This window comes from Aquisphaera insulae, from assembly GCF_011064615.1.
GTDB classification, from domain to species: domain Bacteria; phylum Planctomycetota; class Planctomycetia; order Isosphaerales; family Isosphaeraceae; genus Aquisphaera; species Aquisphaera insulae.
Genome location: NZ_JAALJH010000025.1, coordinates 75,739 through 101,177, shown reverse-complemented (window position 1 = coordinate 101,177; position 25,439 = coordinate 75,739). Strand labels below are relative to the sequence as shown.

The following is a 25,439-nucleotide window of genomic DNA, read 5'->3' as shown; positions in this document are numbered from 1 at the left end:
AACCGCCGTCAATACAAACCGTGTCGTGCGCCCCACCCGCGGTCGAGGAGTCGGGTCAGGGCTGCTCCTCGTCCCCTTCCGTCCCGGCGGCCTCACGGTCGCGGCGATACCAGCTCCAGAGCAGGCGATGGGTCGCGTACTCCATCAGTGCCTGGGAGGTGGGGAACTCGTAGCCGGATGGGTCCTTGCCTTCGGTCCAGGCCCGGGTGGACGGCGTCAGGTAGGCCTCGCGGGCGCGGTCGCAGAGGTCGGCCAGGAAGAGGGGGAAATTCTCGGCCGCGGTCTTCCGCAGGCGGTCGCCCAGATAGGTGTAGTTCATCTGGCCCTCGACGAAACGGAACGTGACCCGAGGGTCGCGGCGGACGACGAGGACCTCTCCCGCGGGGTCGCGGGGGATCCGGCTGGCGCGGGCCGCCCTGATCACGGGGCGCGGCTTGCGGAGGGCGAGCGCGCGGATCCCGGTCACGAGATTGGACGGCCACCGCGGTGCCGAGGTCTCGCGGAATTCGTCCTCGGCCGCGATCCGCCCGGCGCAGATCAGCTCGATCCGATCCCAGGGGACCCAGTGCGTCGGCTCGCCGCGGAGCCCGTCGATGCGGAGCCCCTGTTCGAGGCAGGCGGCGCGGTGGATCGTCCGCGGCGAGCCGAGCTCCGGGAACTGGTCGACGCGCCAGGCCTCGGCGGCGATCCGGGCGTCGAAGAGGCGGTCGAGCATCTTCCGGACCGTCGGCTCGTCGAGCGGATGGGGCCAGACGCCGGGCGCCCGGGCCAGCCACTGCACGACGTCCGTCGGATGCAGCCCGGTCGTCTCGGCGATCGGGTCGCGGAGGGAGAGGGGATCCTCGATCGGGTCGAAGATCACCAGGCGGTAGCGGGCCGGCGAGTCGGGCATGGTCCGCGGCGGCTCCTGATCACGTCGTTCACGGCGGAACGGCACGGATGGGGTGGATGGGCCGCACGCCATCCTAGCAGGTCGGCGATGACCGTCCAATCGGCCGGCCCTCCGGCGGTGCGCGGATGAACCCCGGTGCCCGTTTGTGTTACCTTCAGAGGGTCTCTACGGCCGACATGCTTCAAGCCCGCGCGGGGAGACGGGCCGGCGCGGGATCGCCGGCCGCGGTTCATCGACGACAGGGGTAGGACCGTTGCGCCAGATCGGCACGCTCCCGAAACACCTCGATGCAAAGGTCATCGAGGATTATCTCCTGTCGCGGGGGATCAAGACCCGCTTCGACCGCACGGCCGACGGCTGGGCCGTCTGGGTGATCAATGAAGATCACGTCGCGCGTGGTCGCCAGGAGCTGGACGACTACATCGGCCGGCCCGATGACCCCCGGTTCACGGAGTCGTTGCAGGTCGCGTCCGCCATCCGCTCCCGGGAGGCGAAGCTCGACCGACAATACCGCAAGAACTACCGGGAGGTTGCCGACGGCTGGGGGGGGCTCCAGGCCTCGCGGAGGCCGGTGACGGTGGGACTGGTCGCGGTCTCGATCGTCGTCTTCCTCCTGCTCCAGTCCGCCCCGAGAAGGCGGGGCCCGGACGCGGTCCCGGGCATCAAGCCGGTCGAGAACCTGCTACTCTTCTCCCCGGTCCACGTGGACCCGAAGACCGGAGACCTTGCGGACTCCGGGCTGGATGCCATCCTCGGAGGCGAGGTCTGGCGGTTGGTGACCCCGATCTTCCTCCATTTCAGCTTCATGCACATCCTGTTCAATTGCTGGGCCACCATGGTCGAGGGGACACTCATCGAGACCCGGAAGGGGACGCTCCGGCTGCTGATCCTCGTCCTCGTTTCCGCCATCCTCTCCAACGCCGGCCAATACCTTTACGGAAAGCGGATGGATCCCGACGAGGTGCATCTCTTCGGCGGGCTCTCCGGGGTCGGCTACGCCCTCTTCGGCTATCTCTGGATGAAAGGCCAGTTCCAGCCGGAAGAGGGGATGATCCTCCACCCGAATACGATCTCGACCATGCTGATCTGGCTGGTCCTCTGCATGACCGGGATGCTCGGCCCGATCGCCAACGCCGCCCACGTGGTCGGCCTGCTGGTCGGCATCATCTTCGGCGTGCTGAGATACTGACCGGCCGGCCCGGCGGAACGGTTTTTCCCACTCGAGGCTCCCACCATGAAACTCGGATTCGTCACGGCGATCGTGCCGGAATACTCGCTCGACCAGGTCCTGGATTTCGCCCGCGACTCCGGCTTCTCGAGCGTGGAGCTGATGTGCTGGCCCGTCGGCAAGGCGGAGCGGCGGTATGCGGGCGTGACCCACCTGGACGTGGCCGACCTGTCCGCGGCCGCCCTCGACGGCATCCGCGACCGGCTCGCCGCCCGCGGGGTGTCGATCTCGGGCCTGGGATACTACCCCAATCCCCTCTCCCCGGACCGGTCCGAGGCCGAGGTGGCCGTCGCCCACATCCGCAAGGTCATCGACGCCGCGTCGGCCCTGGGGCTGAGGCAGGTCAATTCGTTCGTCGGCCGCGATCCCGGCCTCTCCGTCGATGACAACTGGCCCCGGTTCCTCGAGACGTGGAGGCCCCTGATCGCGCACGCCGAGTCGAAGGGGGTCCGCGTCGGCATCGAGAACTGCCCCATGTCCTTCGGCCGCGACGAATGGCCCGGCGGCAAGAACCTCGCCACGTCGCCGGCCATCTGGCGGCGGATGTTCGGCGACATCCCCAGCCCCTCCTTCGGGCTCAACTTCGACCCGTCCCACTTCGTCCTCCAGGGGATGGACTACATCAGCCCCCTCCGCGAGTTCCGCGACCGGATCTTCCACGTCCACGCCAAGGACCTCCGGATCGATCGCGCGGGGCTCAACGAGCACGGCCATTTCGCCTTCCCCAAGCTCTGGCACACGCCCAAGATCCCGGGCCAGGGCGACGTGAACTGGGGCGCCTTCTTCGGCACGCTCGGCGAGATCGGCTACGAGGGGGACGTCGCGATCGAGGTCGAGGACCGCGCCTTCGAGGGGACGCTCGAGGCGCGGCTCGACTCGCTCATCATCAGCCGCCGCTACCTGCTCCAGTACATCAAGGGCTGAGGCCGTCGGGAGCGGCCGGCGGCGCGGGGGACCAATTGCATGACGATCCCGGTGGGGACGACCGCAGTTCACAACACGCGGAGGGCCGACGACCGGCCCTCGCTCGACCTGTCCGTGCTGATCCCGGTCTACAACGAGGCGGACAACGTCGGGCCGCTGCACGAGGAGCTCCACGCCGCGCTCCGCCCGCTCGATATCGCCTACGAGCTGATATTCGTCGATGACGGCTCCACCGACGGCACGGCCGCCCGGCTGGGGGAGATCCAGGCCCGGGACCCGGAACACGTGCGCGTGGCCTTCCTCTGGAGGAACTGCGGCCAGACCGCCGCGATCTCCGCGGCGCTCGACCTCGCCCGGGGCGAGATCCTGGTGCCCATGGACGGGGACCGCCAGAACGACCCCGCGGACATCCCGAAGCTGCTGGCGACGCTGGATCGCGGGTACGACGTCGTCTCGGGCTGGCGAAAGGACCGGCAGGACACCTTGCTGACGCGAAAGGTCCCCTCGAGGGTCGCCAATACGATCGTCGCGCGACTGTCCGGCGTCCCGCTCCACGACTTCGGCTGCACCCTCAAGGCGTATCGCCGCCGGGTGCTCGCCGGCGTCCGGCTCTACGGCGAGATGCACCGGTTCATCCCGATCTTCGCGGCCTGGCAGGGCGCCCGGATCACCGAGCAGGTCGTGAACCATCGCCCCCGGCGGGCCGGCAAGACGAAGTACGGCTTGGGCCGCACCTTCAACGTCGTCCTGGACCTGATCCTGATCCGGTTCCTCCAGCGCTACGCCCAGCGGCCCATCCACTTCTTCGGCCGGCTGGGGATCTGGTCGTTCCTGGCGGGATTCGCCTGCTTCCTCACGATGCTCTACTACAAGTTCGTGCATTTCCCCCCCAAGGACTTCGTGGAGACCCCGATCCCCTCGCTCGTGGTGATGTTCTTCCTCGCCGGCGGCATGAGCATCCTGCTGGGTATCCAGTCCGAGCTGATCATGCGGACCTACTTCGAATCCCAGGACAAGCCGACGTACGTGCTCCGCGAGGTCCTCCAGGGGGATCCCGCGCGGGCAGGGCCGGCAGACTGATCGCCGAGCGGATCGGCACCGAGGACTCGACTTGCACGACGGAGGCCCAGCGTGGATGAAGAACTCGTCCGCTCGATCGCGTCGCTCGTGACGCGACTGTCGGCGCTCGCGGCGACCGACCAGGGCCTGCGCGACGACCTGCGGGTCCTCGCCGGGGCCCTGGCGAAGGCCGCGGAAGGGCCGGCCGAGGAGGCTCCCCCAACGTCCCCTGGCCAGGCTGATGCCACCGGGCCGGGAATCGCACCCGAGCCCGCCTCCGCCGAGCCGGCCCCCGCCGCGCCCGCGTCGCCGCCCTCGCCGCTCCCGGAGTTGACCTTCGGGCGAGCCGCGCCGTCGCATCAGCCGGTCCGGATCGAGCCCCTGCGGTGGGAGGCGAGCAAGCGGGCGGCGATGGACTCCGAGCTCCCCGCCGTCGAGGCCCGTTGCCGTTTGAAGGCGGAGGGGATTCGCTGGGCCGCGACGCGATCGCGACGGATCGAGGAGGGGGCCGACTTCCGGCTCGAGATCGCGCCCAGGGACCGCGAGATCCTGGATCGGGCCGGCGAGATCAGTTGCTTCCTCTGGATGAACTCGCCCGACTTCACCATCCCCAGGGACTTCTCCGCCCTGGAGGACCTGGCGGGCTGGTACGAGGCCCTCGCCGACGCGATCGCGCTGGTGCGGTCCATGCTCCCGGACGCCGAGGCGAATCGCGAGTTCTTCGAACCCGCCCTGGACCTGATGGCCGAGGCGCAGTCGGCCCTGCGAGTCGCGGTCGACCGGGCGGACGGCCCCCGCGACGGCGACCAGTACCGGGCGTACGACTGGCTCCGCGACGTGACCGCGCGCGAGCGGATCTACATCAGCCGGCACATGCGCATCGACGACCCCGCCGACCCGGCCCGGCTCCCGGAGCTCGAGAACCGGATCGAGGACCTGGACGCTCGGTTCCAGCAGTCCAGGGACCGGGGCAAGCGGAGGAAGTCCGTCCTCAGTCAGCTTCGCTACCACGTCAAGCGGATCGACTCCGGGAAGGGGGACGAGCACGACTGGCGGAAGATCGTCGAGTCGGTCGACGAGCTGGTCGCCGGCGGCACGCCGCCGAGCAGCGTGGAGATCCGCGAGGCGATCCTGCCGGTCCTGGAGGCGATGCCGGACCTGGACTCGATTCCCGCGGGCTTCCAGCTCGTCCTCAAGGAGATCGACCGCTACCTCGCCACCCGCGCACCCGCCCCCGAGTCCGCGCCCGCGGAGAGGCCCACCCCCGAGGTGGCCCTCGCCGCCAGGCTCCTGGCCGGCCGGTCGGCCGTCCTGATCGGCGGCAGTCGCCGCCCCGGGGCGCACGAGGCCCTCAAGGCGGCCCTCAACCTCGCCGAGCTGACCTGGCTCGAGACGAAGGAGCACGAGTCGATCGACCATTTCGAGCCCTACGTGGCCCGACCCGACGTCGCCGTCGTCCTGCTGGCGATCCGCTGGTCCAGCCATTCCTTCGGCGAGGTCAGGCGGTTCTGCGATCGCCACGGCAAGCCCATGGTCCGCCTGCCGGGGGGCTACGGGGTCAACCAGGTCGCCGCCCAGGTCGTCGCCCAGTGCAGCGAACAGCTACAGGAGGGCTGGCGCGGGGGGCTGGATTCAGGGCCTTGAGTCGCGGAGTCTCCGCACCGCCTCCGCCGCGACCCTGGTCGGCAGGGCGTCGGGGTGGCCGGTCGCCATGTCCTCGAGGATCTTCCGGGCTTCGGGCGTGCCGATGTGCTCGAGGAGGGCAATGGCCCGGACGGCGCGGGTCCACTTCCGCTTGTTGTCGCCCCAGCCCCGCGTGTTGAGGAGCGACAGGTCACGCTCGGCCCACCAGGAGCCGACGTTGGGTTGGAAGAAGTTGAAGTTCTTGCCGTTGTCGAACGACCTCAGCTCCACCGCGATCTCCTTGAGCGATCCCCGTTCGCGGCCGCTGAGGACCTCAACTAGACGCTGTCGCATCGGGGTCTCGGTGGTCTTCTCCATGAGCGCCGTCAGGTCCATCGCCAGCCGCGGATCGAAGTACTCGAGGTCCTCGAACGCCTTCTTCGCGAGGGCCTCGTTGGGGCTCACCAGCCGCAACAGGTACGCCTTGAGGCGGACCGCGTCCAGCCTGAGGGGCCTGAGCTGCTCCTTCAGGAAGGGCACGACCTCCGCGGGCCGCGTCGAGAGGATCAGGAGGGCGCGGCTCGCCTCGACCTCATCCTTCTCGAGGTCCTTCCAGAGGGCCCCGATCTCGTCGCCCGGCCACTCGACGTAGAGGTCGCTGATCTCGAGCGCATTGGACGCATGCTCGTTGTTCATCCCCAGGCTGATCCGCCGCACCGTGTGCCGGTCGAAGAACTCATCCGGATCGGGCTCATTGGCGGAGCTGAGGACCAGGCGATCGAGCTCGATCCTGGCGACGTGCCAGGCCGCGTCGGCCTGAATGATGGGCGACGGCGTCAAATAGCCGACCCCCGATTCGCCCTCCCAGAAGAAGGCTCGCACCTGGGCGGACTTCTCGCAACGCGCCCGCACGATCAGGGCCCTCGCGTTTCGCATCGAGACGCCGTCGGGGAGTCGGAATTCGGGATAGGCCCAGCGGTCCCCCTTCGGATGGTCGACGATGCGAAGCCGGCAGCCGGCCGGCGGCAGGGGCTCGACCTTGAGGATGCCTCCGGCGCTGATGCTCGGCTTCCAGCGAGTCAGGTCGTCGATCGGCAGCCGGGTGGGATGGCTCAGCCCGGCCAGGGCGGATTCGAGGCTGGGCTCGCCCCCGACGCGGAACTCGGCCCGGTCGAGCAGGCCGCCCGTGCCCTCCGCCTCCAGCGTGGCGCGGATCGGACGAAACCCCACCAGCGAGCCCTTGAGGTCGACGGACCAGGTCGCGACGACCTTCTGATGGGGCCCGGCCTGGATCTGCCTCCGCGGCCGGTCGGTGCGGGCCCCCTCCAGGTGCAGCGTCAGTTCGATCGACTCCGCCTCGTCGCCCAGATTCCAGACCTCGGCGGCCAGGTCGGTCCGGGTCTGGCCCGAATCCTTGATCCGGTAGCCGGACGTCGAGGTCAGGAACCGGGCCGGATCGAGATGCGGGCGGACCACGATCGAGGAGGGTTTGGCGCGGACCTCGGTCTTCGCCGGCCGCAACGACATGGCCGCTGTCTTCACGACCAGCCGGTCGCCCAGCGTACCCTGATCGACCCGAACGAACGCCAGGCCGTCGGCGATCTCGAAGGACTCGTCGTCCCTCGCCCTGACCTCGCGGCCGTCGGCTCCCTCGATGTGGAGAATCGTCAGGCCCGGGAGCTTCGCCATCGCGGTCGGCTTCGCCGCGAGCAGCACCACGACGGCGGCCTTGCCGTCGCCGAAGACGCGGGCCCGGCCGATCTCCGATCCCTCGACCTTCAGGTCGCCCAGGTACTCGAGCCCGGCCAGGGCGCGGATCGTCTGGGCATAGGCGGCGAACGACCGCAGCGGCGAGCCCCCGCGATCGGTCATGCCGAAGTTGTTGGCGTTCTCCTCGTAGTAGGGAAGGACGAACGGGAAGTAGCGGGCCACGCCGCAGGCCCTCGCCTCGACGGCCTTGGCCGCGATCGCCCCGGCGCTCTTCACGTCCTCCTCGGCGGTCGGCCGCTCGGCCCCGCGTTTCCAGGGCCAGCCGCACTCGGTCAGCCAGAGCGGCATGTCGGGTCGACCGGAGTTCCGGAGCCAGTTGCGAAACCTCGCCGTCTTCGATTCCAGGTCGATCGCCGAGCCGTAGTCGTGGAAGCTGAACGCATCGGCCCGCTCGAGCAGGCCGCTGCCGGCCAGCGTCTCCTGGAAGTCGGGGCTGAAGTTCGACACCACCCCCGCGACGATCGGCGCGTCGATCCCCGCGGCCCTCAGGCCGGTTGCCGCGGCCTTGCCGAAGGCCGCGTACTGGTCCGCGGGACGGTCGCCGCCGAACTGGATATCGGGCTCGTTCCAGAGCTCGACGCCGCCCCAGGTCTTCTGCCACCGCCGGCCGATCTCACGCCAGGAATCAGCCGTCGCGGCGAGGTCGCCCGGGTAGACGCCTTCGAGGCCGGTCCAGGCAGGGGCGTCGTGAGCCATCTCCAGGATCGGCAGGTCGGCGCGGCGGAAGGCCAGGCGGAGCCCGTCCGCCTTGCCGTCGGCGTCCCACGCCCAGCGATCCTTCGCGGGCTGGATGGATCCCCAGCGGACGCGTTCCCGCACCAGGGTAATGCCGGCGTCCCGGGCCTCCGCGATCAGGGCCTGGCGGACCCGGTCGTCGGCCGTCAGCCAGGTCAGGGCCCCGTCGATCGCGAAGAACGGATCCGGCCTTCCCGAGAAGGCCGTCGCGGCGATCAGGCCGAATCTCCGCTTCAGGCCCGGGAGCTCGATCTCGTGATACCCCTGCGAGAACGTCCGATCGAGCGTCGGGGAGCCGTCCCGTACCGCGAGCGTGCCGGCCGCCTCCTCGGTCCCGGCGTAGTCGCGGACGATGAACCGAAGAGGGCCGGCCTTGCCCGCCTCGGTCCCCTTCCATCGAAGCGTGGCCGGCTTGCCGGGCTCGACGCGGAACCAGCGTCCGTTCACGGGCTCCATCCGGAGGCCGTCCGGGCCCGGATCGTCGCCGAGGGTCGCGATTGCGGTCGCGAGCAGTAAGGTCGCGTATCCCATCCGGAAGTCGTCTCCGGCGATCAGAATGGCACCGAGGGCTGCGGGGCGGTTTTCCCTTGCTGGGGCTGGCCGGCTCCGGCCGCCGGAGTGGACGCGGGCGCGTTCGGCTGGGCCGCCGGCGGGGCCGGCATCGCGGCCGGGGCCGCCGCCGGGGGCGTCGGGACGGGGCTCGCGGCGACCGGGGCCGGGGGAGCCGTCACGGGCAGGACGCAGCGGAAGCCGACGTAGTTCATCCGCTTGTCGGCGTTGATACCCTGGCGGAACGAGGCGCGGTTGACCTTTCGGTCTCCCTTCACGACCGCGTCGAAGGTGCGGAGACGCCCGAAGGAGGCCGAGTCGCTGCCGTCGGCCGCGGGATCGCGATAGGACCTGGCGTCGTAGGGGTCTCGCGTCCATTCCAGGACATTGCCGCCGAGGTCGAGGACGCCATAGGCGGAGACGTCGGCCGGGAAGGCTCCCGCCGGGTCGAACTTGATCGCGCCGGGGGGCCGTGTGCCCTTCGCCGGGTCGTTGCCCCAGGGATAGGTCCGGCCGTCCGTGGATCGCGCGGCAAGCTCCCACTGGGCCTCGCTGGGGATCTTCTTCCCGGCCCATTCCGCGAAGGCCGTGGCGTCGCGGAGATTGACCATCGTCAGGGGCATCTGCTCATTCGGGTTGGTGCGGTACTCGTCGGACCAGCTCCGCGGGGGCTGGCCCTTGTAGCGGGTCTCGCCCAGGAAAACCTTGAACTGGCGGAGAGTGACCTCGTGCTGGTCCATGTAATAGGGGGTCAGCTCGACCTGCCGGGGGGCGATCCTCGAGCCGGCCCCCGCATCATCGCCGAGGGTGATCACTCCCCCGGGGACGAAGACCATGGGGGCGCCGTCGCGGTCGCCGACGATGACCAGCGGCCAGCCGGATTCGTCGTAGCCGGCCTCGGGCTTGGCCCGGAATCCCGCGGGGGGAGGGAGCTGTCGGGCGGCCGGCGTGGGGGCGTGGGCCGGCGTGGATACCGATTCCGGCGGGGAGATCGTGGCGTTCCCGGGTGCCGCGTTGTTCCCGGCCATGGCCAGCGGAGATGGCTTCGTCGGGGCGACCTCGGACGCATTCGCCGGCAGGGTCAGGGTGGCCGGGCCGCCCGTCCGGGGCGGGGCGGCCTGGACGATCGCCGGGGGCTCGGCGGGCTCGGCCGGGGGGGGCTGGGCCGGCGCATCGGCCTTGACGGCGGGCCGGTCCAGGAACAGGGGCATGCCTTCCGATGGCCGCGCCAATGCCTCCTTGGCCTCGGCGGCCACCTTCGTCTTCGAGTATGTCTTGGCGACGGTCTCGAGCACCCGGATCGCCTCGTCCGTGCGGCCGGCCTTGGCCGAGTCGCGGGCGCGATCGAGCATGCTGCGGGCCTCGATCTCCAGGTTGGCGGACGGTGATGCGGCGAGAGCCGGCGAGGCGGCGGCGGGGGACGGCGGCTCCTCGCCCGTGTAGTCGGTCATCGGCATCGGGTCGTAGAGGAAGAGCGCGTAGACGACGTAGCCGACCAGGCCGAAGACCAGCGCGAAGAGGCCGCCGATCAGGATCCGGCCCTTCTGGCGGGCGTCGTAGGTATCCAGGGCGGGCGTATCCTCGACCAGGACGCGCTTCGGCCCGTCGTCCGCCTCCTTCCGTCCCCGGGTCGCGGCGGGCTGGCCCGACCTGCGGCGGGGCTCCGCCGAGGATTCCGACCTCGTCCCGGCCGCGTCCTTGCCCCGACCGGCCGTCGTCCGGCCCGGGGGCTTGTCCGCGCCCTCGGGCTCGACCTCATCCTTCCAGAGCCTCGGGAGCGGCTTGCCTGCCGTGGAGGGCACCGGTTTCGGCTTCGGGGCGGGTTCCTCGGGGAGATCGGCCAGGCCGTATTCCCCTGACTCGTGATCGTTCATGGCCGGGATTCCCCTGGAAGAGACGGAGGCTTGCCCTCAAGTCAGAGTAACGACTGAAACGGGCCTCGCCCAGGGGCCGGTGAGCCTCGACCGCGGACCGTCGGGCGGCCTCGCGACGTCGGAGGGTGCCCGCTGAATTGATCGGGCGATCTCGAGACGAATAGAATGGGCCCATGAGACCTCCGTTCCCCGGCATGGACCCATGGCTCGAGCATCCGGCAATCTGGCCGGATGTTCACAATGCCCTGATCGCGGCGATGCGGGATGAACTGTCGCCGCAGCTTGCGCCCAAGTATTACGTGAGTCTCGAGGAGCGGATGACGGTGACGGAGCCGACCGACGCGCCGCCAGCCAGGCGGCCGGATCTGGCGGTCGTGCGCGGCGGGGAGGACGAGGCCGTTGCCCTGACCGCCTCGAAGGCGGCGCCGCAGTTGACCGAGGCGGTGATGCTGGAGTTCGACCCGCTCGAGGCGCTGGTCGACTGGTATCTGGTGATTCGGCAGTCGGCGGGCGATCGGATCGTGACGGTCGTGGAGCTGCTGTCGCGGGCGAACAAGACGGATCCGAAGGGGCGGCGGAAGTACTTGCGGAAGCGTTCCCAGGTGCTGTCGACTCGAACGAGCCTGGTCGAGATCGACCTGATGCGCGCGGGGAAGCGAGCCGACCACTTCGAGCTGGGCGTCACGAGCCACTACCGGACGGTCGTGCGGCGGGGGCAGACTCCTCGGCGGGCCGCCGTGTACCTGTTCAGCCTGCCCCAGCCCATTCCGGCCGTGCCGATTCCCCTGCTGCCGGAGGATCCGGAGCCGGTGCTGGACCTGAACGCGCTGCTCGACCAGGTCTACGGACGAGCCCGCTACGACCTGCGGATCGATTACAGCTTGCCGCCCGTACCGCCGCTGGATATCGCCGTCGATGCCTGGGCACGCGGGGTGATCGCGGCGGGCGCGGGGAATGGGACGTCCTGAGGGTTCGTGAACAGAAGTGTCCTTTGACCGGGTGACGCGGAGAGGCTGGGATGGGCAACACACGACGACCGGCGCTGATCGTGTTCCTGGGTTTGATGCTCCTGGGTGGCCGCGCGAGCGAGGCGCAGCCGGCGAAAATCCCCGTCATCCTCGATTCGGACATCGGCGGTGACATCGACGACACCTGGGCGCTGGCGCTGTTGCTCCGCTCGCCCGAGTTCGACGTGAAGCTGGTGGTGTCGGATACCGGCGACACGGTCTATCGGTCGAAGATCATCGCCAGGCTGCTGGAGGTGGCGGGCCGAGCGGACATCCCGGTGGGCGTGGGGATCAGGCAGAGCCGGGACGGCGGCCCGCAGTCCGCGTGGGTGGCCGGATACGAGCTGTCGCAGTATCCCGGTAAGGTGCACGAGGACGGGGTCCAGGCCATCATCGACGCCATCAAGGGTGCGAGGCCCGAGTCGCCGATCACGCTCATTTGCATCGGGGCCATGCCGAACATCCGCGAGGCCCTGAAGCGTGCGCCGGAGATCGCGAGTCGGGCGAAGTTCGTGGGGATGCACGGCAGCATTCGCCTCGGATATGGCGGCAAGCCGAAGCCGGATCCCGAGGCCAACGTGGTGAACGACGTCGAGTCGACCCGGGCCGCCTTCGCCGCCGGGTGGCCCAGGACGATCACGCCGCTGGATACGTGCGGACTGGTGCAACTGACGGGCGAGAATTACCGCAAGGTTGCGGAGAGCAAGGACCCCCTGGCCCGCGCGGTCATCGAGAATTACCGCATCTGGCATCGCTCGCAGGCTCCCGCTTCGAAGGAGGGAGACGCACCCGTCGCCAGCTCGATCCTGTTCGACACGGTGGCCATCCACCTGGCCCGGACTCACGAGTGGCTGACGATGGAGGAGTTGCCGATCGTGGTGGGCGACGACGGGATCACCCGCATCGACCCGGCCGGGCCGCGAATCAACTGTGCCATGTCGTGGAAGGACCGGCCGGCGTTCGACCGGATGCTCGTGGAACGGCTCACCGGCGGCCGTTAGCGGGCGCAGACGCGGAGCCCGGGGCCTTGCGAGGGTAAGTGAGCGATGAAGTATCGAACATTCGGTCGGACGGGTTGGTCGGTCAGCGAGATCGGCTACGGGATGTGGGGACTCGCGGGCTGGACCGGCTCGGACGAGTCGGCCTACGAGTCGGCCCTCGAGCGTTCCGTGGCTCTCGGCTGCACGTTCTACGACACGGCGTGGGGCTACGGGGCCGGCAAGAGCGAGCAGGTCCTGGGCCGACTGGTGGCGGCCCACCCGGGCGAGCGGCTGTACGTCGCCACCAAGATCCCGCCCAAGAACTTCCAGTGGCCGTCGCGTCGAGGCTCGACCCTCGACGACTGCTTTCCGCCCGAGCACATCCGAGAGTACACGGAGAAGTCCCTGGAGAACCTCGGCCTGCCCGCCATCGACCTGATGCAGTTCCACGTCTGGGAGGACGCCTGGGCGGCCGACGAGCGATGGCAGCGCGCGGCCGAGGAACTGACGCGACAGGGGCTGGTCCGGGCCTGGGGCGTCAGCGTCAATCGCTGGGAGCCCTGGAACGTCTTCGAGACGATCCGGACCGGCCGGATCGACGCCGTGCAGGTCATCTACAACCTCTTCGACCAGTCGCCCGAGGACGACCTCTTCCCGCTCTGCCGCGAGCACGGCATCGGCGTCATCGCCCGGGTCCCGTTCGACGAGGGGACGCTCACCGGCACCCTGACGAAGGAGACCCGCTGGCCCGAAGGAGACTGGCGGAACACCTACTTCGTCCCGGAGAACCTGGCGGCGAGCGTCGATCGCGCCGAGGGGCTGCGCCCACTGATCCCGGCCGGCATGACCATGCCCGAGCTGGCCCTGCGGTGGATCCTCGAGGAGCCCACGGTCTCCACCATCATCCCGGGGATGCGGAGCGTCCGGCACGTCGAGTCCAACCTCGCCGCGAGCGACGGCCGCCGGCTCGATCCGGCCCTCCTGAAGCAGCTCCGCGGGCATCGTTGGGACCGGACGCCGACGAAGTGGTCGCAGTGAGGCGAGGAGAAAGACATGGTGGCGAACTGTCGGAACGATCGCTTTTCCGGTCGACCGGCCGCACTCGTCGCGGCGGCCGTGCTCGCGTTCGGTTCCTGCCTCTTGCTGGTCACCCCCGCCCCCGCCGAGGAGCCCGACCTCGGCCCGAACGTGCTGATCCTTGACCCCTCCATGCCATCCGCGGAGATCCAGAAGACGCTCAACGCCGTCTTCCACGAGCAGGAGCACAGCCAATTCGGCGGGGGCAGGCACGCGTACCTCTTCAAGCCGGGCACCTACGACCTGGACGTGAACCTCGGCTTCTACACCCAGGCGTTGGGGCTGGGCACGTCGCCGGGCGACGTGGTCATCCGGGGCTCGGTCCATTCCGAGGCCGACTGGATGAGGGGGAACGCGACCTGTACCTTCTGGCGGGGCGCGGAGAACCTGACCGTCCAGCCGACGTCGCCGACGCCGATCAACTTCGCCGTCTCCCAGGGGACGTCTTTCCGCCGCGTTCATGTGCACGGCCACCTGAACCTCTGGGACGGCGGCTGGTCGAGCGGCGGCTTCCTTGCCGACTCCCGCGTCGACGGCCGGGTGAATTCCGGCACGCAGCAGCAGTGGCTCTCCCGCAACACGGAGTGGAGGCAATGGCTGGGGGCGAACTGGAACATGGTCTTCGTCGGCGCGGACAATCCGCCCACGGAGCCGTGGCCCGGGAAGCCTTACACCGTGATCTCGGAGACCCCGCGGATCCGCGAGAAGCCCTATATGGTCCAGCATGGCCGCGGAGGGCTCGCGGTCCGGGTGCCGGCGTTGGTCGCCTCGGCCAGCCGGGGTGTGAGCTGGTCCGGCGGCGAGAAGGGCGGGGAGACCGTCTCGATCGAACGGTTCCTCGTGGCCCAGGCCGGCAAGGACACCGCGGCGACGATGAACTCGGCGCTCGCGAACGGCAAGCACCTGCTCCTGACCCCCGGGGTCTATCACCTGGACGAGCCCATCCAGGTGACGCGGCCGGGGACCGTGGTGCTCGGGCTGGGAATCGCCACGCTCGTTCCGGATCGTGGGACGCCGGCGATGGTCATCGACGACGTGGACGGCGCCTCGATCTGCGGCATCATGATCGACGCGGGCAGGCAGAAATCGCCCGTGCTCCTCCAGGTCGGCCGGGCCGGCAAGGCGGGTCACTCCACCAACCCGACCCTCCTGGCCGATGTCTTCTGCCGGGTCGGCGGGGCGAGCCCGGGGGCCGCGGACGCGTGCCTCGTCATCGATTCCGACGACGTCATCGGGGACAACCTCTGGATCTGGCGTGCGGACCACGGCGCGGGGGCGAAATGGGACGTGAACCGGGCCAAGAACGGCCTGATCGTCAACGGCGACGACGTCACGATCTACGGCCTCTTCGTCGAGCACTTCCAGGAGTACCAGACGCTCTGGAACGGCGAGAACGGCCGCGTCTTCTTCTACCAGTGCGAGCTCCCCTACGATGCCCCGACCCAGGAGGCGTGGCGGCACGACGGCGTCAATGGGTACGCCGCCTACAAGGTCGCCAGCGGCGTGACCCGCCACGAGGCCCGCGGCCTGGGGGTTTACGGGGTCTTCCTCCACTCGCCCACGAAGTCCGAAAACGCCATCGAGGCGCCGGAAGCACCGGGCGTGGCGATCCACCACGTGATCTCGGTCTGGATCACGGGGAGGCCCGGGACCGAGATCACCCATATTCGCAGCGGGAAAGGGCCGGCCGTCAACACGTCTCGACGCACCGCGCTCACGGATGACTGAGCCGGAGACGGAGGTCTGCCTTGGAGCCGAAGATGCTGGAATCGACCCTCTCCTCGTCCGCGACCAGGCTCGTACTGTCGGCGATCTTGGCATGGACGCTGTCGAGCTCGCGATCGTTGGCCGATCCCACGAATCCGCCGCGAGCCGTCCCCGCCAGGTCCGTCCTCTTCCCGCTCCGGCAGGTCCGGCTCCGGGGCGGGCCCTTCGGCGCCCAGCAGGAGAAGAACCGCCAGTACCTCCTGAAGCTCGATCCGGATCGATTGCTCAGCCTCTTCCGCAAGGAGGCCGGGCTGGAGCCGAAGGCGCCCCCTTATCGCGGCTGGGAGTCGGAGCCGCCCCTGCTCTACGGACACATCCTGGGCTTCTTCATGTCGGGCGCGGGGATGACCGTCCAGGCCACGGGCGACGCCACGCTGAAATCCCGGCTCGAGTACATCGCCGACCAGCTCGCGGAGGTCCAGGCCGCCAATCGCTCCGGCTATCTCCTCCCCGTGCCGGGGGGAAAGGCGTTGTTCGCCGAGGTGGCGGCCGGGAACTTCAAGGTCACGAATCCCGAGCCGAACTACGGCTACCAGATCAACGGCGTTTTCGAGCCGACCTACACCTGGAACAAGATCACGCTGGGCCTCTACGAGGCTTACCTCGCCACCGGCAGCGAGACGGCCAGGCGGGTGCTGATCCGGACCGCGGACTGGTTCGGCCACGACGTCCTCGATCATCTCGACGACCGGAAGGTCCAGGAGCTCCTCTTCTGCGAGCACGGGTCGATCCACGAGTCGATGGTCGACGTCTACCGGCTGACGGGTGACCCGAAGTATCTGAAATGGGCTCGACGGCTCTGCTTCGATCGCGTCCTGGGGCCGATGGCCGAGAATCGCGGCGACTTCCTCGACGGATATCACGCCAATTGCACGATCCCCGCCTTCACCGGGTTCGAGCGGGTTTACCGGCATCTCGGCGAGGCTCGCCTGCACCAGGCGGCGGGCCACTTCCTGGACGAGGTCATCGGCCGCCGCTCCTGGGTGATCGGCGGCAACAGCGCGGGGGAGCACTTCTTCCCGCCCGACGAGGCCGAGCGGGCGCTCCACGTCCCGGCCGGGCCGGAGACCTGCAACTCCGTGAACATGCTCCGGCTCATCGAGGCACTCCACGAGTCGAGGCCCACGCCGGCCGCCCTCGATCAGTACGAGCGGATCCTCTGGAATCACCTGCTGGCGGCCCACGAGCCCGAGCGAGGCATGGTCTGCTACTACACGCCGCTCTTGCCGGGGACGTACCGGGTGTACTCCGACGAGTTCGACTCGATGTGGTGCTGCACCGGCACCGGCCTGGAGAGCCCCGGCAAGTACGCCCAGATGATCTACACTCACGCGCCGGACAGCTCGGCGATCGACGTGAACCTGTTCATCGCCTCGGAGCTGGCCTGGGATGAGGCCGGGATCACCGTCCGGCAGGAGACGGGATTCCCCGAGGTCCCCTCGACGAGGCTCGCCGTGGTGAAGACCCCGGGCAAGCCGTGGACCCTGAGGGTCCGCCATCCGTCGTGGATACCCGCGGGGGCGCTGAAGCTCGAGCTCAACGGGCAGCCCGTCGACTCCTCGACTCGACCGGGCGATTTCGCGGCGATCACCAGGGAGTGGAAGCCCGGCGATTCGGTCGCGGTCTCCCTGCCGATGCACCTGACCATGGAACGCCTGCGGAACAGCGATCGCTACGCGGCGTTCCTGTACGGGCCGATCGTCCTGTCCGGGGCGTTCGGGGCGGGCGAGCTGTCGCGGCTTGACTTCTGGCAGATCGGGGACACCATCGGCCGCCGACCGGTCCCCGAGGCCACGGTCCCGACGATCGCGGCGGAGACGCCCGCGGCCCTGCTCGATCATCTCGAGCCGGTCCCGGGCAAGCCCCTGACGTTCCGGACGACCAGGGGATTTCTCCGGCCGGCGGAGCAGGAATTGATCCCGTTCTACCGGAACCACTACGCGCGGTACGCGGTCTACTGGCGGACGTTGAGCCCGGACGCGTACGACGCGGAGGTTGCCCGCCTCGAGGCCGAGGCGAAGCGGTTCCGTGAGCTCGACGCCCGGTCGATCGACTTCGTGCGGATCGGCGACCCGGTGTCGGAGTCCGCCCATCACCTCGAATCTGAGCGATCGAACACCGGCCCCGGCGCCTACGGCCGGCGGATGGAATCGCACTGGCGTGACGCCTCTCCGGGGGGCTGGTTCAGCTACGTGATGAAGGTCGAGCCGGCCGCCGGGGCGGTGCTCGCCTGCCGCTACTGGGGCCGGGAGACCGGCGCCCGGACCTTCGACGTCCTCGCCGACGGCAAGACGATTGCGACCACAACCCTCGGTGATCGGGGCACGGAGGACTTCTACACGGTGGAGGTTCCCATCCCGCGCGACCTGACCAGGGGCAAGCGGACGATCACGATCCGATTCCAGGGCCACCCCGGGAACATGTCGGGGGGCCTCTTCGACGTCCGCACGCTGCCGGCCGATCCGGGGAGCGAGGCCCGGAAATGAGTCCGGGCGCGATCCCCTAATGACTTCGCGCCGGATCTTGACACAAGTCCAATCCGAAATTACAGTCCTTGATTGCCTCGCGGCGACGGAATGGCCGGCTAATGTGGCCGGCGGATGTCGTTTCGGGAGCATTTCCGCCCCGGGTCGGGCGGCAGATCGCTCCCGTTCGCGGAGGAAATCCTGCTTCGTCCTTGAGGAGGACGTGTCATCGGACCGATCGAGCGTGGATTGAGGGTGAACGAGCAGATCCGCATCTCCCCCGTGCGGGTCATCAACGCCGAAGGTGCCATGCTCGGCGTCATGCCGACGAGCAAGGCCCTGGAGCACGCCCGCGAGGCGGGCATGGATCTGGTCGAGGTGGCCGCCAACGAGCGGCCGCCGGTGTGCAAGATCATCGACTACGGGAAGTTCAAGTACACCCAGAAGAAGAAGCTCTCCAAGCAGAAGCAGCACCAGATCCAGGTCAAGGAGATCCGCGTGCGGCCCAAGACGGGCGAGCACGATATCGAGGTCAAGGTCAAACGCGCGCGGGAATTCCTCGACCAGAAGGACAAGGTCCTGGTCAACGTCCTCTTCCGCGGCCGCGAGCTCGCCCACATCGACGAGGGGCGGAGGGTCATGGAAGAGGTGCTGAAGTCCCTGGAGGACGTCGGCAAGCTCGAGAAGAACCCATCCATGGAAGGACGCCGGATGACCGCCATCCTCGCCCCCAAGGCATGACCCGATCGGGCCGCGGCGAGGTTCGCGGTGCGCAGGCCGGTCGGCCGGCCTGCCGCTCGATCCGTCACCTGCTGACGCTGGTTGCCATCGCCGCGGTCGTCCTCACCACCGGTATACTCGCGCACAGGCGCCGTTCCCTCGAGGAACACGCCAGGGTCATAGGGCGATTCCGGTCTCGAGCAAGCCTCTACGAGGGAGGCCGGCTCCCGCCGGAGGCCCTCGTCGATGCCTCCGCGCAGGTCATGGAGGCCGAGATTCAGCTCGGTACCGGGGGCGAAAGCCACTCGAACTCGATCGCGGCCCATCTGGATCGCGTCTCCGCAATCCTGCACCGAGAGATCGAAGGCCACGACCCGCGGGCACTCCACGCACGACCATGGCTTGACGCGGAGCTCATCGAGGAGGCCCTGGAGCGATCCGGAGACCGCATCGGGGGCTGCTCAGGAGTGGAGTCCGTCCGCTCCGCCCGGGAGGAGTGCGGTCGTCTGATCACAACCCTGCGATGCCTGCGATGATCCGTCGAGGCGTCCGGACGGAGGCCGTGGTCGTTGCCACGCTCAGCCCTCCGCCGGCTCGATGTAGCAGCGGAGCGAGGCCTTCGAGCGAGCCAGCCGCGGGTCGGGCCCATAGGCGAGCACCTGGTCGCGCTTGAGCTCGGCGCGCTCCTTGTGGGTCGTCATGGCGATGGCGCGGCCTCGCGAGTGGACCTCCCAGGTCAGGTCCTTGGCACGCGGCAGGGAGTGGGCGAAGAGCTTGATCAGCAGCTCGATCACGTACTCGAAGGTGTGATCCTCGTCGTTGACCAGGATCACGTTGTACGGGGGCAGCCGCTTGGTGCGGACTTCCTGCTCCACCGCCGGCTCGACAACGGTGCTGGACTCGTAGTCTCCCGACATGTGTTCGACTCCTGGGAGGCGTTGTGCACGCGTGTCCGTCTCCACTACTCTAATATCGGCAGCCGGAGAAGAACGAGTGAAAATCCGGATTTCAGACCACACGACGCGGGGCGGATCATGGCGGAGATGAGCTCGGGAGCGGCCTTGAGGAACCTCAAGCAGGCTCAGGCCGGATTGAAGAAGGCCCGCCAGCTCATGGCCCAGGCCCGGCAAGATCCGGAGGCGGTCCCCAAGGTGATCGACATCGGCTGGGACAGCCTGGTTCAGGCCCACCGGATCATGGCCGGGATTCCGGTCTCGGCCGCCGACGAGGCGGTGCTGACGCAGCAGCTCGCGCTCCAGCGTTATGCCACGGCCCTCCTGGTCCGGCTCCGACGACTCATCCGTCGCGGCGAGATCGGCCCCGATGAGATCGACGACATCGACGGCGATGACGAGGTCTGAAGGCTCGTCGCCACCTCCCCTGCCCCAACCTACTTAGCCCAGTCTCATCCCGATGCCGCCACGAAGCCCCCGCTCCCGACCGAATCCCCGGCCCCGGCTCCGCCCCCAGGGAGCGGAGTCGGAATCGCCCCCCATGGCGATCCCCGACCGCAGCCTCGAGCCCGAAGGAGCGCTGCCGACGGTGGCCATCCGGGCGACCGGGGCCCATCCGTTCGTCTTCCGCAAGATGATCGACGGCCCCGTCGGGGCCGGGATCCCCAACCAGGGGGACCTCGTCCGCGTCGTCGACCGCGACGGGCGAGCGATCGGCTACGGCCTCTGGAATGCCCGGTCGCAGATCTCGCTCCGGATGCTCTGGCGTGAGGCCGGCCCTCCCGGCCCGGACTTCTGGGCGGGCCGGATCGACCGGGCGGTCGCCCTCCGCCGAGACCTGCTCAAGCTCGACGAGCAGTCGAACGCCTATCGGCTCCTCCACGCGGAGGGGGACGGCCTGTCCGGCCTGATCGTCGACCGCTACGATGACGTCCTCTCGGTCGAGATCTTCAGCATCGGCATGTACCAGCGAATCGGCCCGATCCTGGACCTCTGTGCGGCCCGGATGGGGACGAAGCACTTCCGCGTCCACGTCGACGACCGGGTCGCGATGCAGGAGGATTTCCCCGGCCGAGCCCTGGCCAGCCCCGGCCTGCCGCCGCGGGTGACGATCGTCGAGCACGGCGTGAAGTACCGGATCCACTTCGACGAGGGGCACAAGACGGGCTTCTTCTGCGACCAGCGCGACAACCGCAAGGACCTCGCCCGATTCTGCGGCGGCAAGGCCGTCCTGGACGCCTGCTGCTACACGGGTGGATTCGGCCTCAACGCCCTCCTCCGCGGCGGGGCGAGCGAGGTGACCTGCGTCGATCTCGACGAGAAGGCCGTCGCGCTGGCCCGCGAGAACGGCAACGCCAACAACGTGCGCCTCAACGCCGTGCACGCCGACGCCTTCGGCTACATGCGGCAGATGGGCGTCAACGGCAAGACCTATGGCGTCGTCGTCCTGGATCCCCCCAAGCTGATCCTGGACCGCGAGGAGGTCTCCGCGGGCAAGCGGAAGTACTTCGACCTGAACGTCCTGGGGATCGGCCTGGTGGAGCCCGGCGGGCTCCTGCTGACCTGCTCGTGCTCGGGGCTGCTGGCCGCCGCGGACTTCCAGTACCTGCTCCGCGCGGCGGCCCGGAAGGCCGGTCGATCGGTCCAGCTCCTGGCCATGACCGGGGCCTCCGCGGACCATCCCGTGGCCCTGGACGCCCCCGAGGGGGCCTACCTGAAAGCCGCGTGGCTCCGCGTCGGCGACCCCGTGCCTCCCGTCGTGGAGGAGCGCGAATGATCGCGATCCTCGCCCCGGTCCTGCTCTGCCTGGGCCTGGAGCCTCCGCTCGAGTCGCTCGGCCGTTTCGATCGACGGATCCTGCCGGAGGCCTCGGGGATCGTCCGCAGCCGGCGTCATCCGGGGATCTTCTGGGTCCACAACGACTCCGGCAACGCCCCGCTCCTCTTCGCCATTCGCCGCGACGGCTCGATCGTCGCGAGCTTCCGGATCGCGGTGCCGAACGTGGACTGGGAGGACATCGCCGCGGACGACGAGGGGCATCTCTACCTCGGGGACACGGGCAACAACGGCGGCCGGCTCCCCCTCCGCGTCATCTACCAGATCGACGAGCCCGACCCGGCGAGGCCGGCGGTCGAAGCCTTGAAGCCCACGTCGGCGAGCTTCTACGGCTTCCCCCCGGGCGGTCGCTTCGACGCCGAGGGGATCTTCCACGACGCGGGCTCGCATTCGGTGATCGTCGCGACCAAGCGGTTCGACGGCAAGGAGGCGGTGCTCAACGCCATCCCCTTCCGGCCGGCGGCCCCCCTGCTCCGGCCGGCGATGCCCAGGCGACTGGGGACCTTGCCGGGATTCGTCGAGCCGGTCACGGGGACCAGCCTGAACGCCGATGGCACGCTCCTTGCCGCCTGCTCGGAGTCGGTCACGCGGATTTACCGCCGCGACCGCGACGGCGGATGGGAACTCCTGTCGACGGTCCGCTATCCGGAGCGGCCCGTCGAGGGGATCACCTGGGACGGCGATGACCTGATCCTCGTCAGCGAAGGACAGGGAGTCGATCGCCTCGCCGCGGCCACCTGGCGGGCCTCTCCAGGATCCGGGAAGCCGTGACGGTCGGGATCAAGAGCGGGCGGGGTGCGTGATGTCCGTCGCCGGTCGAGACGTGGTCGTGGTGGGTGGAGGCGTGATCGGACTCTCGATCGCCTACGCCCTCTCGCGCGAGGGGATTCGCTGTCTCGTCCTCGATCGGCGGGAGCTCGGGCGCGAAGCATCCTGGGCCGGGGCCGGGCTCCTGCCCCCGCCCAGCGAGCCCCCGGATCGCGGTGCCGGCGCGACCGATTCCGTCACGGGCTTGCCGCCGCTGGCCGCGCTCCGTTCCTGGAGCGCATCGCTCTATCCGAGCTGGTCGCAGCGGCTCCAGGACGAGACGGGCATCGACAACGGCTACCGGCGATGCGGCGGCGTGGACGTGGCCTGCGACGAGGCGGAGGAGCGGTCGCTGCGAGCCACGGCCGGCCGATGGCGGGCCGAGCGGATCGTCCACGAGCGGCTGGCGGCGGTCGATTGCGCGCGGATCGAGCCGGCCCTCGGCCCGTCGGTCCGACAGGCGTACTTCCTCCCGGATCGCGCCCAGGTCAGGAACCCCCGGCACCTGGCCGCCCTGGCCATCGCGGCAAGTCGCCGCGGCGCCGAACTGCGGCCGTGGCAGCCCGTCCTTGGGCTGGATGTCAAGGACGGCCGGGTCGCGGGTGTCCGGGTCGGATCCGAGACCATCGCCTGCTCTTGGGTCGTGATGGCGGCGGGAGCATGGTCGGGAGGTCTGCTCGAAGGCGTGGGGGTCTCGGCACCCACCCCGCCGGTCAAGGGACAGATCGTGCTGCTCCGCCACGATCGGCCCCTGCTTCGGCGGATCGTGGAGCATGGGCGGTGCTACCTGGTCCCGCGCGACGACGGCCGGATCCTGGTCGGTGCCACGGAGGAGGACGCGGGATTCGACACGCGGCCCACCGCGGCCGGCGTTCGGGCCCTGATCGACGAGGCGATCCGGCTTTGCCCGTCTCTCGGCCGGGCGGAGGTGGAGCGGACCTGGGCGGGCCTGCGGCCGGGGAGCATCGACTCGAAGCCATACATCGGGCTGGCTCCCGGCCTGGACAACCTGATCGTCGCCACCGGCCACAAGCGCGCCGGCCTCCAGCTCTCGCCCGCGACCGCGGAGCTGGTGGCGGCCCTGATCCTGGGCCGGACGCCGGCGATGGATCTCGGTCCGTTCCGGCTCGATCGAGAGGTCGACCACGCCGAGGACACATTCCGATCCTGACCGGGACGGCCGGGCCGAGGATCGAGGTTCATTCCACCCGGACCAGCACCTTGGCCGCGGCGGCCAGCCCCAGGGCGACCGTCCGATCGCCGTCCCCGATCCGGCAGACGAGCGCCCCGGCCTCCGGACGATTCTCTTCCAGGACCCCGCGGGCATGGAGCTCGAGGCCGCACTCGGAGAGGTAGCGGAGGAAGGCCGGATCCTGATCCATCACGCGGACGACGCGGAACACCTTCTGGGGCGGGCAGAGGGCGAGCGGCGTCCCCTCGGGCTCGGTGAGCGAGCCGTCGGCGCGGGGGATCGGATCGCCGTGGGGGTCCACCGCGGGGAAGCCGAGGAACGCGTCGATCCGATCGATGAGCCGTTCGGACGCGGCGTGCTCCATGTGCTCGGCCTCCTCGTGCACCTCATCCCAGGACATCTCGAGCGTCCGGGCCAGGAAAAGCTCCAGGAGCCGATGACGTCGGATGACCTTGAGCGCGAGCCGCTCGCCGGCCGCGGTGAGGCGGGCCCCCTCGTACGGGGTGTAGGTCGCCAGGCTCGCCTCGGAGAGGGTCTTGAGCATCCCGGTGACGGTGCCGGGGGAGACGCGCATCGCCTGCGCGAGCTCGCCCGTCGAAACAGCCTGGTCTGCGGATCTTCGCGCGGCGATCAGCGCGATCGTCTTGACGTAATTCTCGACGGTCAGGCTCGCCACGTCTCGCCCTCGATGGTTACGCTCCCGCGCCTTGCTTGCCGGGGTCGCGGGCCATCCATCCTACAGACCCCGCCCGCGGCGAAACAGGTGGGCCGAGAGAGCCCGCGAAACCGGCCTTCCGCCGAGGGGCCTCGGGCCCTGCCGCTCACCGCCTCACGGATCCGTCGGCGGCTGCGGAGGCCACGAAGGCCTCGCGGTGGGACGGATCGGGGAACCAGTAGCGCTTCCCCTCGCTCTTGAGCTCGACCCGGGGGTCGCCGCGGACGAGGAGGCCCTCATGCGAGAGGCAATGAGGACAGTAGCCGCGCTCGGCCACGTCGACCACCTGGTATCGATCGGGCTGGGCGAGGAACGTCCTGCGAGCGGACTCCGAGGCGCACAGGAAGAGTCGGCCCTGGTAGAGGACGCCGTGCCTGGGACTGCCCGGCTCGGTGCTCTGGCGGTCGATCTCCGCGACCGGACAGTTCCCGCCGTTGACCGGGACATAACGCGCCGGGTCGCGGCGGAAGAGATTGAACGTGAGCAGGCTGGCGAACCGGTAGAGGCGGCCGTCGTGCACCACGGTGTACTCGGTCTGTCCCGGTACGAGCTTCTTGTCCGAGATCAGGCTGACGGGGCAATAGCCGGAGAGGGCGAGCCGCTCCTCGACCTTCGGCCGCGGCTGCTCGCGGGCCACCTTCGCGGCCTCGCCGCCGGGGCCGGATTTCTGCCGCTCGGGCTCGGCGACGAGGCGACGCGCGGCGTCGATCCGCGCCCGCTGTCGGGCGACGGCCTCGTCGAGGAGCTCGTCGAGCTCCCGAGGGCTGAGGTAACCCTGGCGGACGGCCATGACCTCGCGCGAGGGCGCGACGATCACCGTGGCGGGGAGGCCGGTCAGGTTGAACCCGAGCGCGAGCTGCTCCTCGACATCCGCGCGGAGCCGGACCGGGACGAACGAGCGTCGGGCCCGCTCCCGGACGTCGGGATCGGGGAAGGTGTCGTGCTCCATCCTGGTGCAGTTGGGGCACCACGGTCCGGTGAACTGGATCCAGAGGAGCTGGTCGCGGTTGCGGGCCTCCTCGAAGGCCCGGGAATAATCGCCCCGCCAGGCGATCTCGGCCGCCTCCCCCTTCTCGCCGCCGTCGGCGGCCTCGGGACCGCAGAAAATGGCGAGGATTGCGGCCAGACAGGCCCCGGCGCGATGCGCGCGGAATCGGTATGCCATGTGTGCATCTCCATCAGTCGAGAGCATACGCTTGGTGTGACGATCGAGCGTGCATCCGGGGATCGGATGCGCTCCTTCCTTGGAGATGCCAACCAACCAGG

At 69.5% G+C, this 25,439-nt stretch carries 20 protein-coding genes; 14 read left to right on the top strand and 6 right to left on the bottom strand.

From position 1 onward, the window contains the following. Positions 1 to 55: 55 nt before the first annotated feature. Entirely contained in the window at positions 56 to 892 is an 837-nt protein-coding gene (locus G6O54_RS15695) for a hypothetical protein (RefSeq protein ID WP_165226593.1), read from the bottom strand. Positions 893 to 1,145: 253 nt separating this feature from the next. Between G6O54_RS15695 and G6O54_RS15690 the strand changes: the two genes are divergently transcribed. From G6O54_RS15690 to G6O54_RS15675, 4 genes are read left to right on the top strand one after another with little or no spacing between them, the layout of a single operon-like run. Then, entirely contained in the window at positions 1,146 to 2,081 is a 936-nt protein-coding gene (locus G6O54_RS15690) for a rhomboid family intramembrane serine protease (protein ID WP_165226592.1), read from the top strand. 45 nt (positions 2,082 to 2,126) lie between these two features. Beyond that, positions 2,127 to 3,044 (top strand): sugar phosphate isomerase/epimerase family protein, encoded by a 918-nt coding sequence (locus G6O54_RS15685; RefSeq protein ID WP_165226591.1) that lies wholly within the window; start codon positions 2,127 to 2,129, stop codon positions 3,042 to 3,044. Between the two features lie 39 nt (positions 3,045 to 3,083). Further along, entirely contained in the window at positions 3,084 to 4,124 is a 1,041-nt protein-coding gene (locus G6O54_RS15680; protein WP_165226590.1) for a glycosyltransferase family 2 protein, read from the top strand. 51 nt (positions 4,125 to 4,175) lie between these two features. Beyond that, complete coding sequence (locus G6O54_RS15675) at positions 4,176 to 5,747, top strand: hypothetical protein (RefSeq protein WP_165226589.1); 1,572 nt, start codon at positions 4,176 to 4,178, stop codon at positions 5,745 to 5,747. On the opposite strand, the gene G6O54_RS15670 is transcribed toward G6O54_RS15675, so the two are convergent. Together G6O54_RS15670 and G6O54_RS15665 are read right to left on the bottom strand one after the other, a co-directional pair. Continuing rightward, positions 5,736 to 8,762, bottom strand: a complete 3,027-nt coding sequence (locus G6O54_RS15670; RefSeq protein ID WP_165226588.1) for a glycoside hydrolase family protein — start codon at positions 8,760 to 8,762, stop codon at positions 5,736 to 5,738. The two genes, G6O54_RS15675 and G6O54_RS15670, sit on opposite strands and share 12 nt — an antisense overlap. Positions 8,763 to 8,782: 20 nt before the next feature. Continuing rightward, entirely contained in the window at positions 8,783 to 10,654 is a 1,872-nt protein-coding gene (locus tag G6O54_RS15665) for an SUMF1/EgtB/PvdO family nonheme iron enzyme (protein ID WP_165226587.1), read from the bottom strand. A 173-nt stretch (positions 10,655 to 10,827) separates the two neighbouring features. Between G6O54_RS15665 and G6O54_RS15660 the strand changes: the two genes are divergently transcribed. The 6 genes from G6O54_RS15660 (at position 10,828) to infC (ending at position 18,691) form a co-directional block, all read left to right on the top strand. Further along, positions 10,828 to 11,622: a DUF4058 family protein gene (locus tag G6O54_RS15660; protein ID WP_165226586.1), complete on the top strand. Its 795-nt coding sequence runs from the start codon at positions 10,828 to 10,830 to the stop codon at positions 11,620 to 11,622. 50 nt (positions 11,623 to 11,672) lie between these two features. Then, positions 11,673 to 12,662, top strand: a complete 990-nt coding sequence (locus G6O54_RS15655; protein WP_165226585.1) for a nucleoside hydrolase — start codon at positions 11,673 to 11,675, stop codon at positions 12,660 to 12,662. A gap of 45 nt (positions 12,663 to 12,707) precedes the next feature. Further along, complete coding sequence (locus G6O54_RS15650) at positions 12,708 to 13,679, top strand: aldo/keto reductase (protein ID WP_165226584.1); 972 nt, start codon at positions 12,708 to 12,710, stop codon at positions 13,677 to 13,679. A gap of 15 nt (positions 13,680 to 13,694) precedes the next feature. Next, positions 13,695 to 15,446, top strand: a complete 1,752-nt coding sequence (locus tag G6O54_RS15645; RefSeq protein WP_165226583.1) for a pectate lyase-like domain-containing protein — start codon at positions 13,695 to 13,697, stop codon at positions 15,444 to 15,446. 32 nt (positions 15,447 to 15,478) lie between these two features. Continuing rightward, positions 15,479 to 17,971, top strand: a complete 2,493-nt coding sequence (locus G6O54_RS15640) for a beta-L-arabinofuranosidase domain-containing protein (RefSeq protein WP_165226582.1) — start codon at positions 15,479 to 15,481, stop codon at positions 17,969 to 17,971. Positions 17,972 to 18,199: 228 nt separating this feature from the next. Beyond that, a complete protein-coding gene (gene infC / locus G6O54_RS15635; protein ID WP_369432144.1) occupies positions 18,200 to 18,691 on the top strand; it encodes a translation initiation factor IF-3 in 492 nt (163 codons plus the stop codon). 557 nt (positions 18,692 to 19,248) lie between these two features. Here the strand turns inward: infC and G6O54_RS15630 are convergent. Next, on the bottom strand, positions 19,249 to 19,587 hold the full coding sequence (locus tag G6O54_RS15630) for an ATP-dependent Clp protease adaptor ClpS (RefSeq protein ID WP_165226581.1): 339 nt from the start codon (positions 19,585 to 19,587) through the stop codon (positions 19,249 to 19,251). A 126-nt stretch (positions 19,588 to 19,713) separates the two neighbouring features. Between G6O54_RS15630 and G6O54_RS15625 the strand changes: the two genes are divergently transcribed. The 4 genes from G6O54_RS15625 to thiO all read left to right on the top strand — a co-directional run bounded on the left by G6O54_RS15625 (position 19,714) and on the right by thiO (position 23,437). After that, complete coding sequence (locus G6O54_RS15625; RefSeq protein WP_250846915.1) at positions 19,714 to 20,031, top strand: hypothetical protein; 318 nt, start codon at positions 19,714 to 19,716, stop codon at positions 20,029 to 20,031. A 133-nt stretch (positions 20,032 to 20,164) separates the two neighbouring features. After that, positions 20,165 to 21,400, top strand: a complete 1,236-nt coding sequence (locus G6O54_RS15620) for a class I SAM-dependent rRNA methyltransferase (RefSeq protein ID WP_250846914.1) — start codon at positions 20,165 to 20,167, stop codon at positions 21,398 to 21,400. Continuing rightward, the gene (locus tag G6O54_RS15615; protein WP_165226578.1) at positions 21,397 to 22,230 is read left to right on the top strand and encodes a hypothetical protein; all 834 of its coding nucleotides are present in this window, start codon (positions 21,397 to 21,399) and stop codon (positions 22,228 to 22,230) included. The genes G6O54_RS15620 and G6O54_RS15615 overlap by 4 nt, the downstream gene beginning before the upstream one ends. 31 nt (positions 22,231 to 22,261) lie before the next feature. Next, entirely contained in the window at positions 22,262 to 23,437 is a 1,176-nt protein-coding gene (thiO, locus tag G6O54_RS15610) for a glycine oxidase ThiO (protein WP_165226577.1), read from the top strand. Between the two features lie 28 nt (positions 23,438 to 23,465). Here the strand turns inward: thiO and G6O54_RS15605 are convergent, their stop codons facing one another. Together G6O54_RS15605 and G6O54_RS15600 are read right to left on the bottom strand one after the other, a co-directional pair. Further along, complete coding sequence (locus G6O54_RS15605; protein ID WP_165226576.1) at positions 23,466 to 24,134, bottom strand: metal-dependent transcriptional regulator; 669 nt, start codon at positions 24,132 to 24,134, stop codon at positions 23,466 to 23,468. 145 nt (positions 24,135 to 24,279) lie between these two features. Then, positions 24,280 to 25,338: a thioredoxin fold domain-containing protein gene (locus tag G6O54_RS15600; protein WP_165226575.1), complete on the bottom strand. Its 1,059-nt coding sequence runs from the start codon at positions 25,336 to 25,338 to the stop codon at positions 24,280 to 24,282. Positions 25,339 to 25,439: the final 101 nt, after the last annotated feature.

What these genes read in the sequence shown, in the direction of transcription:
- G6O54_RS15630 (WP_165226581.1), bottom strand. Translation starts at nt 19,587, where the DNA reads ATGTCGGGAGACTACGAGTCCAGCACCGTTGTCGAGCCGGCGGTGGAG.
- G6O54_RS15650 (WP_165226584.1), top strand. Translation starts at nt 12,708, where the DNA reads ATGAAGTATCGAACATTCGGTCGGACGGGTTGGTCGGTCAGCGAGATC.
- G6O54_RS15640 (WP_165226582.1), top strand. Translation starts at nt 15,479, where the DNA reads ATGCTGGAATCGACCCTCTCCTCGTCCGCGACCAGGCTCGTACTGTCG.
- G6O54_RS15620 (WP_250846914.1), top strand. Translation starts at nt 20,165, where the DNA reads ATGGCGATCCCCGACCGCAGCCTCGAGCCCGAAGGAGCGCTGCCGACG.
- G6O54_RS15660 (WP_165226586.1), top strand. Translation starts at nt 10,828, where the DNA reads ATGAGACCTCCGTTCCCCGGCATGGACCCATGGCTCGAGCATCCGGCA.
- G6O54_RS15645 (WP_165226583.1), top strand. Translation starts at nt 13,695, where the DNA reads ATGGTGGCGAACTGTCGGAACGATCGCTTTTCCGGTCGACCGGCCGCA.
- G6O54_RS15670 (WP_165226588.1), bottom strand. Translation starts at nt 8,762, where the DNA reads ATGGGATACGCGACCTTACTGCTCGCGACCGCAATCGCGACCCTCGGC.
- thiO (WP_165226577.1), top strand. Translation starts at nt 22,262, where the DNA reads ATGTCCGTCGCCGGTCGAGACGTGGTCGTGGTGGGTGGAGGCGTGATC.
- G6O54_RS15625 (WP_250846915.1), top strand. Translation starts at nt 19,714, where the DNA reads ATGAGCTCGGGAGCGGCCTTGAGGAACCTCAAGCAGGCTCAGGCCGGA.
- G6O54_RS15600 (WP_165226575.1), bottom strand. Translation starts at nt 25,338, where the DNA reads ATGGCATACCGATTCCGCGCGCATCGCGCCGGGGCCTGTCTGGCCGCA.
- G6O54_RS15615 (WP_165226578.1), top strand. Translation starts at nt 21,397, where the DNA reads ATGATCGCGATCCTCGCCCCGGTCCTGCTCTGCCTGGGCCTGGAGCCT.
- G6O54_RS15695 (WP_165226593.1), bottom strand. Translation starts at nt 892, where the DNA reads ATGCCCGACTCGCCGGCCCGCTACCGCCTGGTGATCTTCGACCCGATC.
- G6O54_RS15655 (WP_165226585.1), top strand. Translation starts at nt 11,673, where the DNA reads ATGGGCAACACACGACGACCGGCGCTGATCGTGTTCCTGGGTTTGATG.
- G6O54_RS15680 (WP_165226590.1), top strand. Translation starts at nt 3,084, where the DNA reads ATGACGATCCCGGTGGGGACGACCGCAGTTCACAACACGCGGAGGGCC.
- G6O54_RS15685 (WP_165226591.1), top strand. Translation starts at nt 2,127, where the DNA reads ATGAAACTCGGATTCGTCACGGCGATCGTGCCGGAATACTCGCTCGAC.
- G6O54_RS15665 (WP_165226587.1), bottom strand. Translation starts at nt 10,654, where the DNA reads ATGAACGATCACGAGTCAGGGGAATACGGCCTGGCCGATCTCCCCGAG.